This window comes from Dapis hubbardiae BLCC-M172, from assembly GCF_050016015.1.
GTDB lineage: Bacteria > Cyanobacteriota > Cyanobacteriia > Cyanobacteriales > Microcoleaceae > Trichodesmium.
In genome coordinates this window covers 1-10,691 of record NZ_JBNHEQ010000207.1, presented here as the reverse complement: position 1 = coordinate 10,691, position 10,691 = coordinate 1, and the positions used below count along the sequence as shown (strand labels likewise).

Genomic DNA, 10,691 nt, shown 5'->3' with positions numbered 1-10,691 from the left:
GTTGATAATTAATTAAACTATTGCGTTACAGTTTTTAGATTTTAGATAGCTTCTCCTCCATGTTTTGTAAAATTATTTTATTCAATTGATTTAGTAGTCGAGCAAAATTAATTGTATGTTTTATGATTATTAGGTTAAGTAATTAGGCAAAAATATAGCAGCAATCAGGATAATTCACCCTCATATAGAATCTCTTCAGAAATTCCCATAGGTTCCATTTCCAAATTTTCCTGACTACCCATTTCTCGTATCCATCTCAAAAGTGTATTTGCTAACCTTGTTGCTATAACAGTTCCTTCAAAATTAAAGTCAGGATTTTGTAAACCCTTGCCCAACATTTGTTTACCTATATCTGTAATAAAAACTAATACTGCTCTATTTTTTACCTCAATTCTAATTGCTCCAGATTTTTCTAATTCCTCATATACCCCTTGATATTTACCTATTTTTTTCCCGTATTTTTTCCGTTTAACTCTAGTAGTTAATTCACTTTTTTTTACTCCTATAGCTGTTTCTCCCTCCCCTCCTAAATCCCACAAAGTAAGCAGTAGACGAGTTTTATTTATATCCTCAACACTTTCCTCTCCAATAATTTCATTATCATGGCTTAAATTAATATTTGTTTCTGTTTCTAAACTCTGATTTTCTGTTGACATCTCCAGATTTCCTTATGTGTATGAAATCATTAATAAACACTATTGGGTAGACTCATCTTTTTGTTTATTAAACCTGCCCACGACCAGTTAAATAATTAACGAATTTAAAATGAAAATTGAACTATCAGAAAAGACTCTAATAGCTCTTAATTTCAAAATTCAGAAATGCTTGTAGAGAGACAAAGCTAAATATTCAGTATTTTCTGTGCCATCTCTATAGTTTGACGCATCTTCCGTTCACAATTAATCAATGCAGAATATTCTGCATCTGTCAAGTCTAGCTCTAACACTTTTCCCACTCCCTGACTTCCTAACAAACAGGGAACTCCTAAAAAAATATTTTCTAAACCATATTGCCCTTGAAGATAGGCACTACAAGGTAAAAGTTGATTTTGATTTTTTAAGATCGACTCTATCATTAAACTTGTGGATGCTGCTGGTGCATAGTAGGCACTACCTGTCTTGATCAACTTAACAATTTCCGCCCCACCATTACGAGTTCTTTCAATAATTCTGGCAATAGCACTATCGTCCATAATTTCTGTAATGGGTATACCATTAACAGTCGAATAGCGTGGCAAAGGAATCATTAGATTTCCATGAGTCCCCAAAACCATCCCACTAATATTAGCCACAGAAATTCCTAATTCCATCGCAATAAATGTCCGAAACCTTGCAGCATCTAACAGGCTTCCCATTCCTATAACTCGGTGTCCAGGTATTCCTATAGTCTGCCAAGCTAAATAGGTCATTAGGTCAAGGGGGTTGGTAACTACTATAAAAATGGCATTTGGAGAGTGGGCAAATGCAGCTTTTGCTACATTAACGACAATCTGGGAATTAATTTTCAGTAACTCATCTCGACTCATTCCTGGCTTCCGAGGTTGTCCTGATGTAATAACTACAATATCTGAATCTGCTGTATCTACATAATCATTTGTACCAATAATTTGGCGATCGTTTAGATACAGTGCTTTTGCTTGGATTAAATCTAGGGCTATACCTTGAGGCAAATCTGAGATAATATCTAGTAATACTACATTCGCAATATTTTTCTCTAACAGTATTTCGGCCAGGGTACTACCTACTTTTCCAGCTCCAATAATTGATACACGGCCAACATCAACAGTAGAATCACAAGTCATAAATTTCTCAGTAATACCAGTTTTATAAGTAGTCATGCAAAATTAATTACACATACTCTAAAGCGGAAAAACATAAGTTGTAAAAATTACAGGGAATAAAAATAGCAGGAGTCTGCGGTTTTAATTTCTGATTAAAAAGAAGACCCCTGCTTTTGATATATTCTTAAAGTTTAGAGAAAATTTTACTCAAATTTTTCTAACTGGTCTAGTCGTAACCAGATATTCGGAGTAGGAACTTTGCCAAATTTGACAAAAGCATAATCTCCCCTCGTATCTACAATTTCTCCCTTACTTTCAAATATGTAAGGAGGGAACCTATTGTCACTTGCTTTAGCTTCTAAACTATTTTCTAGTTTTTCTCGCACAACACGAACTAAACTACCTTTTTTAATCTCTGCCATATATGGATTTCTATTTCTTGTCTTTTCTGTCTTAAATTCTAATAGGGAATTACATTAAGTCGATCTTTTTTTCTTTTTCCCTATCCTACTCCCCATTTTCTAATCTTCCCTACTCCCTACTCCCTATTATTTTTGACATTGAGGACAAAAATGGGTAGACCGCCCCGCTAGCTTAATTTTTTCTAAATATGTATCACAAATTCGACATGGTTGACCAGCACGATTATAAACCCAAGCTACGCCCCCATAATTACCATTAACTCCCTTAACATTGAGAAAGTTGCTGAAAGTTGTACCACCTGCATCTATAGAAGTTGCCAAAACTTTCAGAATAGCTATATGTAATTGTTCTATTTGGTTTTCAGTCAAATCTTTGCACAAAGTTGTGGGTCTAATACCACTGAGAAATAAGGCTTCATCAGCGTAGATATTGCCTAACCCAGCAATGGTTTTTTGGTCTAAAAGGGCTGTTTTAATGGGTCTGTGCCTTTTGTGTAATTGTTTACTAAGGTACTCAAGAGAAAATTCTGGGGAAAATGGTTCTGGACCTAGTTGTTTCAGACCAGTGATAATGTGGGATATTTCTTTTGCTGGTGCTATTCTCCACATCTGGCCAAAGGTACGTTGATCTACAAATCTTAATTCATGGGTGGGATTTTTTTTGTCCTCTGTTGATTGATGAATAAAAAATAATCTAACTCGCGTATGTTTGTGTAGTCTTTCTTCTGGCTTTACCCATAGGAGTTGGCCTGTCATTCGCAGATGTACTCCTAACCAACCATCCTGGTTTTGTTTGACCTGGGTAAATTCTGGGGTTTCTCGATCCCATTTGTAGAGTTGGGCGAGTAAATATTTGCCTCGTCGATGCCATTGGGCGATCGCTTTTCCTTCCAACCCACCTAAAAAATCATCAACAGAAACAGGGTGAGCAACTGTGCGTTTTAGCAACACTTCCCCACCCAATATCTGTTTATTGAGAGTCAGTTGATTTAGACCTCGTTTTACTATCTCTACTTCCGGTAGTTCTGGCACAGTGCTAACTATTCCTCACAGTATTTATTATTATATAGATACTGTAGAGAATTTTTTCTAGTTAAGCATTTATCTAAGACATTGACATCTCCAGGGGTTGAAACACCCTTGATTCCGTGAGTGCTTAACCCACCGCAAATGGGACGGGGCGTTTAAAGTGCGGAAGTAAATTCCGCACGCAGCCCCTCATAAATCCACATTTGCTTCAAGCCTGTCAACAGACTTCTAAACTCCTCGGCGTAGACAAAAATCTAGCTGTGAGGTTACTTTTTTTAGTTAGCTTTCACGAGTGGTTTTACTCACGCTGGTTGGAGCAATAAATCGCTGCTTTACCTGCCTGCTTGCTTTTCTAAGGGAATGCTGCGCAAGCCGTCGTAGGAAATTAGTTCCCCGTCTCCTGTCCGCCGGAATTTCACCGTACTAGCGCTCTTGTCATGGCGACAAACCTTGTTCTTACTTGCTATCTCTTAGTATACCAGACTTTTACGCCGCTTTATTACCCGCACGTCGTTATTCAACCAGCCGTTAAAACAGGCTGGCTAAGTTTCTCCCGACATTTTTCAGGTTTTTGCCTATTTTTGCTTGTTTAATTTAGAATTGCTAGAGTGAGCTTTTTCTATATCTTTAAATGTTCCAAGAACAGTTAGCCTAATTATTTACCTTTCGGCGCTTCTACCTCTAAAACTTCGCTCATGCCAAAGTTATTTGTGTTAACACCAGATGCACTACCACTGAAACCGTTGTAATTTACTTTGTCAAACCGAACAATAACTGGGTACTTAATGCCACTTTTATCAACAGAAGCAACTGTACCAATTTCCTGATACCAGTAGGATTCTTTGCGTAAAATCCGAACTTTAGAACCACGTTGAACCATGAATTTTTTTTCCTTTAAATTAAGTATGGTAAAACTGTCATCTCATCCTATCTCTTTTAAGCCTAATAATTTTTTAAGTTTTGTTGCAATTAATTTAGCCAGGATATTTGAACAAAATGGGCAGGGCGACCCCACAAATCTTGAATAACAGAAATATCAATCACTCTCAAGTTAAAAGGAATAGCAGTTGTGAGATATTTTTGGGCTAAACTACCCAATTCTGGTGCTAGTTGTGTAGCTGCCGTAGCTGCAATACCAAAACCTAAAAGTTGTTCAATTGGTTTTGGGGGTAAAAGCATATTTATACCTAGAGCAAATCCAGCAGTAAGAGTCATTGCCACTGATAAATTTGTGCCACATCTAGGATGTACTGCTAAATTCCATTCTCCAGAAGTAATTCGCTGTAGTGCTGTTTCTACTGCCTGATTTAATTGAGATGGGTCTACTGCACCGTAAAGATAAAATCCTTGTGGTGTGGACATCCCTCCAATTGATTCATTAGAAGTTGTTGCAGTTCCTGAGTTGGCTAATTCACTCAATACCCAAACTGTAGCGTGTTCTAGAGCATGAACTTGTCTAATTGTCAATATCTCTTTTAAACCAGGAAAAAAATCTAGTTGCTTGAGAAAATCGCTATCTTGTGTAGGATAGGGGGAAAAGTTAAAGGGAAACTGATCATTTACAGATGAAGTAGAGGTATTTGTTGTCATAGTATTTTTTCTTCTTGAAAATTGCCTATTTCTATAACATTCCTATTGTAGTTGCGGAAAAAATATTCTGACAAAAGGGAATAGGTAGGGTTTGCTGAAAAAGTCTTTTTAAGGAGTAGGGGAGTGGGTAGGGAAGTTGTATGCAACGTCCGTACAGAGTAGTTAGGAGAAACGAGGAATTATAGAGGAGATAGTCGGATATATTTGTCCCTTGATTTTTCTGTTATATATTCTGCCTTTTATGCTAACTTTTTGAGAGTTTTCAACTGAAAACCTGGCACTTTTTTTAAACCTAAGAAGGCACTTACCTTTACCTGTCAGTGCTTTTAGATTTAATCAGCAAGGTCTAGGTAAGAGGGAATGGGGAACAGAAGTAAAAGTTAGAGAATTTTTATCTATCTTTTGGTAAGCATTCAGCGGTCAGCCGTCACCTATCAGCTATGGCTTTTCATTTTACATAAAATCTTTATTTAAACCCCAGCCCTTAAGACCAGAGTTCTATTGAGCCAGAATTAATCTTAACTACACTCGTCCTAGTCTTATTGCTGATGGCTGACAGCTAATAGTTGAATACTTACATCTTTTGGATTTTTTACCAGTGATTTAAGATTGCTATAGATTTAATATTCCTTGAAAATTTTAGATAAATTCTTATTTATTTAATTAACTATTTTATCTGAAATAATTTTCTATTTATATCATAAAATTATCTTGGCTATTTTACTCAAATAAAAGCTTGATTACTGCTTCTAAATTCTGAATATCATAGACATTTATCCAAATTTTTGAAGTATAGCAATGTGCGCTGGCACGCTTTACAAATGGCAGGAGGTGTCCAAGCAGCTCAAAGCTTTATATTATCGGCAATTTATTCTCACTCTTGCTTGTTTTATGTTCCCTGTTCCCTGCGCGCAGCGCTATACAATTATGGTTCACTGAATAAGTCTAACAACATTACCGAAACATAAAGGTATAAAGCCTCTCCATTCATGCATAAAAAAGAAAAAAAATTACTTCCCTTTTAGCAAATACTCTTATTAAAAAGAATAGACAATTATTAATTGTTGAATACTCAAAAGCTTATAGCTTTTTTTTCTTAAACAAAGTCTGAAAATTATCACCTTTGCCTGTCTCAAAAACCCTGAACTTTTAACATAACTAACCTCAAAAATATCAGAAAATTTTTTTCTCACTCCTGTGTACTCCCCATTCCTTCTAACTCGATCCTCCTACCCATATCCGCAATACTTATTCAGTAGACCAAAATTATTTTTTTCCCTATTATTTGTTGGTAATTAAGTTATTTCCTCAACAGTTAATCCCATAACAACCAACAGGAAATAGGAAATAAGAAATAGGAAGAAAAAAGATAAATGTATCTCACAAAGAGTGAGAAACGGTATATTATGTTTGTTCTTGTCTTTGACCATTGCGAAATACTCCAGGAAATCGCTTTCCTTCAGAATCTATAATAATCCCTACACCATGAGGTACTCCACCCCTTAGTTCTCCTTCATAACGAATTCCATTAGGATATGTACAACTTCCTTTGCCATCTAGCGCGGCGTTAAAAAAATCTCCTTGACACCGTATTCCATTAGCACGGATAAACACCCCTGGTCCAAAAGGATTTCCAGCAAAGAATTCTCCCTCATAGCGATCGCCATTAGCGTAAATAAATTGACCTCGACCCGTGGGCTGACTACTAATCACACTACTAGAGAGATTTTCTACTAGGTTAAAATCTCCAACAAAGCGATCGCCATTGTCAAAAATAATTGTCCCAGACCTAATTTGTCCATTTTGGAATACTCCTGTCACCCTAGCGTCATTGGAGAATATAAAAGTACCTTGTCCATTCGGAAGACCATTACGAAACTGTCCTTCGTAGCGATCGCGATTAGCATAGACATATACACCACTTCCTTGTGGCCTTCCATTCACAAAATCCCCAGCATAATTGTCTCCATTGGGATAATTACACTTCACTCTACCTGTAGGAGGGTTGCCTTCACAAAAAGGTGCTTCTGTTTGTTCTTGTGCCATTAATGGCTGAGGATGCCACATTATAATTATGTATCCTAGACAAGAACCTGTTAATATTGCTTTCCTTAGTTGTTTTATTAATAGCAGCATGGTTATTTCAGTTATCAGTTATCAGTTATCAGTACCTCTAATAATAGGGAGGCTTGAAATCTGAAATTTCCTTTTTTGTCTCCTTGAAAAGGGAGGCCATTGACCTGATCTATTTGGTCTGTATCAAATTTGCTTATATATGTAGAGTTTTTATTATTCCAATTTCATTATAATCCTCTCCTAAAGATTTATAGGAGTTTGTGGGCATTTAATAACAAATGCCTAAACTTGCTGAAAAGCATTTATTTTTTATTAGTCTTCAGTAGTTATCGGTTTACTTCCAACCTCTTTGGGAATTTCCACACCACTTTGCTCAAATACAACAACTGGTTCAGCTCCCTTCTTCAAGTCAACTCGCTTTACCAATACCTGACCATTCGCCAGTCTTTGCCCGATCTTCACATATCTACTGGTAGGTTCGGTAGGAACTTTAACAATAATCTGCTTTTGGCTCCCCACTTGTACAACCCCACTAACTTCTATGCCATCAGCAATAGTAGTATCTGGTGGTGGTGGAGGTGGCGGTGGTGGTGGAGGTGGCGGTGGCGGTGCTGGGGGAAAACCAGGTCCTCTCCACTGAGCAGGTGGACTTCCTTTTATAGGTAATTCAGGTAAACTTGGTACTTGTTGAGTAGATGAAGTTGGCAGGTCTGGAGGTTTTGGTGGTGAAGATATGGTTTGTGATTGTGTAGTACCTGAAGGATGAGGTGTAACTTTCGTATCTGAAGTCTTACTGTCTGAAGTCTTACTGTCTGAAGTCTTACTGTCTGAAGTCTTACTGTCTGAAGTCTTACTGTTCGTTCTAGATGCTACTTGTTGACTTGTTTTTTGTTGTGGACTGCTTTGTGTAGTTGTATTTGATTGAGAGGAAGGTTCCCGTGAATCTATTGTTTGAGATGACTGTTGTGGATTTTGTTGTTGCACAGGTTGGCGTGAATCTCCAACCTGGTTTGTGGGTTGAGTTCTCCCTGGTGGTGTCCAAGAGGAAGGTGATTTAGTTTCGGGTAGATTCGGGATATTTGGTACTTGTTGACTGCTGAGTTCAGGAAGTTGGGTAAATATGGAATCATCCGTTTGATCAGAGTCCTGACGTGGCACTGGGATACTTGGTAAACCTGAGAAAGGATCTTTTGTATCTGGACTTGCCGGAATAGAAGTTTGTGTTTGAGAGGTTGTGTTAGTTTGAACTTCTTGTTTAAGGGATTTAGTTCTTTCATTCGCGTCTGTAGACCGAATTAAATCTGTTGATATTTCCGACTTCTGGGGAACATCTGGAGATGGAAAAGGTCCATCAGTAGGTTGTGAAGATGGAGATTCTGGAGCTTCTAATTTTGTGCTAGGGGAAGTTTCTGAAGTATTCGCAGTAGAACTGTCTCTACCATTGATAAAAGGAAGAGAGTCACATCCACTTATCCAGAGAGATAATATACTTGCTCCTGCTGTTAAGAAAAGTTTACGCATTACGATTCTGAAAAATCTAATATTGCACAGGATAGCATTGACATTATCCCTACGGATCGCTTGAGCGAAAACTCGAAATTCCTAGACATGAGGTTAGGGTTTCCGGAGCTTTCCATAGGAAAGCTATTCTGAAATAGGGTTTTGGTTTCTGCTGGGTCTTGCCTCCTGGGGAGGTGCTGCGCTTTTCATTTCCCGCAGTGCGACATAGCACTTGGTTCTAAAGCCATTTAATCTTTCTGGTTTTACGCTTGCTCGACAGAGTGAAACTACTAGCCTAAAAGTCTTATTTATGGTAACAGATTAATTTTAGAAGTGCAATATTGATGGGTATTTATCCCAACGGTATGATAATTTGGCTAAATTGTAGTCTACTGAAGTACAATGACTAAATTTTCTAATTTTTGAAAAAACAATCAATAATCACAAAATTAAGGCAGGGCAAACGCATCTAAATTATGGAGTAGTAGATGCTCTGGGTAATCCTACTCTTTTTTTTACTCCAGGTCAAGCTTTTGACTTAGATGGAGCAGATGTTTTATTACCGATGGTAGAAGCAGAAGCGGTACTAGGAGATAAAGCTTATTATGCTCTTTCTTAGGGTAATTGGGCTTTTGAATGAGAGAGGAATAGAAGTAGTGATTCCTCCTAAAAAAAACCGAAAAGAACTTCGTAATTACGATGAAATATTGCAGTTAGCACCTCATCTTATAGAAAATTTTTTCGCCAAACTCAAACAATATAGAGCGTTGGCGGAGCCTAGTGGCAGCTATATCGCTACGAGATACGATAAACGTTCGGTTAACTTCCTAGGAGGAATTCCTAGAGGCAGTTTCAGTCATTTTATTGACATAGCGATCGCCATCTCCATGCAGCATAAAATACCCATTTTGTCAACCTCTTTAATTGATGACACGTCCTAGAAAGAAGAGGTAATTATTAATTGTTGAACCGGACCGAAATAGTGTTTTTGTCAGGTTATTATGAACGATAAAACTAACAACCACGTTCTACAAATACAGAGTTTCTAGGTTCAAATACTGAAGTAGGGGGTGATACTCTTCTAGGGCCTTGTTGGGCTATATCCAGACTATTATCACTTGGTACTATTCTTCTAACATTTTGTTGCCAAGTAACAGGAGATTTAGTTTCCGGAAGAGTAGGTAGGCTTGGTAATTGTTGGCCTTGTATCTCTGGTAATTGGCCTACTGAAGATTCTTCTTGTATTAATTCTGGCACTGGAATTTGGGGCACAACAGAAAATGGGTCTCTAGTTCTAGGAACAAATATTGTTTCCGAAGGGCCTTGATTTGTTGTAATACTATCTGGCTGATTTTCGAGGTTTTGCTTTAGAGATTTTTCTCTTTCTTCTGGATCGGTAGATTTGATTAAGTTAGCGACTGTATTGGACTTTTCCGGAACTTCTGCCGATGGAGATAGTGAATCAGAAGATGGAGGGGCTGAAACCTGAGCCAGGATTTGCTGATCAAAACTGCTGGAATCTGATAATTTTATCCCTTGCATCTCCTCATCATTAACTGCTAAGGATTCACATCTAAGTATCCAGAAAGCTAATATTCCTATACTGACAAAATACAACAGCTTGCTCATTTTTAGGTTTTGTTCCTGTTTAGCAATATCATTTTAGTTTATTGTTAGTATTATGGTTGCTGGTAGCTCCATCATCAAAATTTTCTATCCTTATCAAGTAGGATATCACAATTTCATCATTTTTAAGGATTTCACAAGATTTATTTCTCCTTACTTTTTGGTTTAAATCTTAATTTTTTCCTAAGTAATTTTAAACCTCGTAATTATCATAAGTAATCGGACATAATTATGACTGGCTGAATAAATCCAAAACCTTATTGAATCAAGATTTTTATGTAAGCATTTCCTGCGGAATGCTGCACAAACAGCTATTAGTAGTTAGCTCTCAGCTTTTACTTGGTCATTCTGTGCAAAAAGATGCCTGAAAGTAATAACTTATTAAGTTTAGCTGATGACCTTTTTTGTGTCGGACTTTTAATTCTCGCTATCAGACTAATTCCTTCTTCTAGCTAATAGCTGATAGCTGATAGCTGACCGCTAAATACTTACATTTTTACCCAATAATTAATAATTAATAATTAATAATTAAATAATTCTGGTTTAAAGCCTCCCCTTTTAAGGGAAAAAAAAGAAATAATATTTCCTTATCTTCAATTCTCTCGGTTTTAACGAGAGGTAATTATCAATTATCAATTATCAATTATCAATTATCAATTATCAATTAT

At 37.0% G+C, this 10,691-nt stretch carries 10 protein-coding genes; 1 reads left to right on the top strand and 9 read right to left on the bottom strand.

Annotation, left to right across the window (positions count from 1 at the left end; translation table 11 throughout):
- Positions 1 to 164: 164 nt before the first annotated feature.
- The 8 genes from ACP6PK_RS18985 to ACP6PK_RS18950 form a co-directional block, all read right to left on the bottom strand.
- Entirely contained in the window at positions 165 to 656 is a 492-nt protein-coding gene (locus ACP6PK_RS18985) for a hypothetical protein (protein WP_426561704.1), read from the bottom strand.
- Positions 657 to 841: 185 nt separating this feature from the next.
- Positions 842 to 1,801, bottom strand: coding sequence for a malate dehydrogenase (gene mdh, locus ACP6PK_RS18980; RefSeq protein ID WP_426561706.1), 960 nt, complete (start codon positions 1,799 to 1,801; stop codon positions 842 to 844).
- Positions 1,802 to 1,983: 182 nt separating this feature from the next.
- Positions 1,984 to 2,202, bottom strand: a complete 219-nt coding sequence (gene ndhO / locus ACP6PK_RS18975) for an NAD(P)H-quinone oxidoreductase subunit O (protein ID WP_094674135.1) — start codon at positions 2,200 to 2,202, stop codon at positions 1,984 to 1,986.
- 126 nt (positions 2,203 to 2,328) lie between these two features.
- Positions 2,329 to 3,234 carry a DNA-formamidopyrimidine glycosylase gene (locus ACP6PK_RS18970; protein ID WP_426561701.1) on the bottom strand — a complete coding sequence of 302 codons (906 nt, stop codon included), beginning with the start codon at positions 3,232 to 3,234 and terminating at the stop codon, positions 2,329 to 2,331.
- A 652-nt stretch (positions 3,235 to 3,886) separates the two neighbouring features.
- On the bottom strand, positions 3,887 to 4,111 hold the full coding sequence (locus ACP6PK_RS18965; protein WP_426561699.1) for a photosystem I reaction center subunit IV: 225 nt from the start codon (positions 4,109 to 4,111) through the stop codon (positions 3,887 to 3,889).
- An 89-nt stretch (positions 4,112 to 4,200) separates the two neighbouring features.
- Complete coding sequence (locus ACP6PK_RS18960) at positions 4,201 to 4,821, bottom strand: DUF6391 domain-containing protein (RefSeq protein ID WP_094674141.1); 621 nt, start codon at positions 4,819 to 4,821, stop codon at positions 4,201 to 4,203.
- A 1,404-nt stretch (positions 4,822 to 6,225) separates the two neighbouring features.
- Positions 6,226 to 6,957: an MORN repeat-containing protein gene (locus tag ACP6PK_RS18955; protein ID WP_426561697.1), complete on the bottom strand. Its 732-nt coding sequence runs from the start codon at positions 6,955 to 6,957 to the stop codon at positions 6,226 to 6,228.
- Between the two features lie 252 nt (positions 6,958 to 7,209).
- Positions 7,210 to 8,418 (bottom strand): hypothetical protein, encoded by a 1,209-nt coding sequence (locus ACP6PK_RS18950; RefSeq protein ID WP_426561695.1) that lies wholly within the window; start codon positions 8,416 to 8,418, stop codon positions 7,210 to 7,212.
- 635 nt (positions 8,419 to 9,053) lie between these two features.
- Between ACP6PK_RS18950 and ACP6PK_RS18945 the strand changes: the two genes are divergently transcribed.
- On the top strand, positions 9,054 to 9,338 hold the full coding sequence (locus ACP6PK_RS18945; protein WP_426561693.1) for a hypothetical protein: 285 nt from the start codon (positions 9,054 to 9,056) through the stop codon (positions 9,336 to 9,338).
- 73 nt (positions 9,339 to 9,411) lie between these two features.
- Here ACP6PK_RS18945 and ACP6PK_RS18940 read toward each other — a convergent pair whose 3' ends face one another.
- A complete protein-coding gene (locus ACP6PK_RS18940; protein WP_426561691.1) occupies positions 9,412 to 10,026 on the bottom strand; it encodes a hypothetical protein in 615 nt (204 codons plus the stop codon).
- Between the last annotated feature and the right edge of the window lie 665 nt (positions 10,027 to 10,691).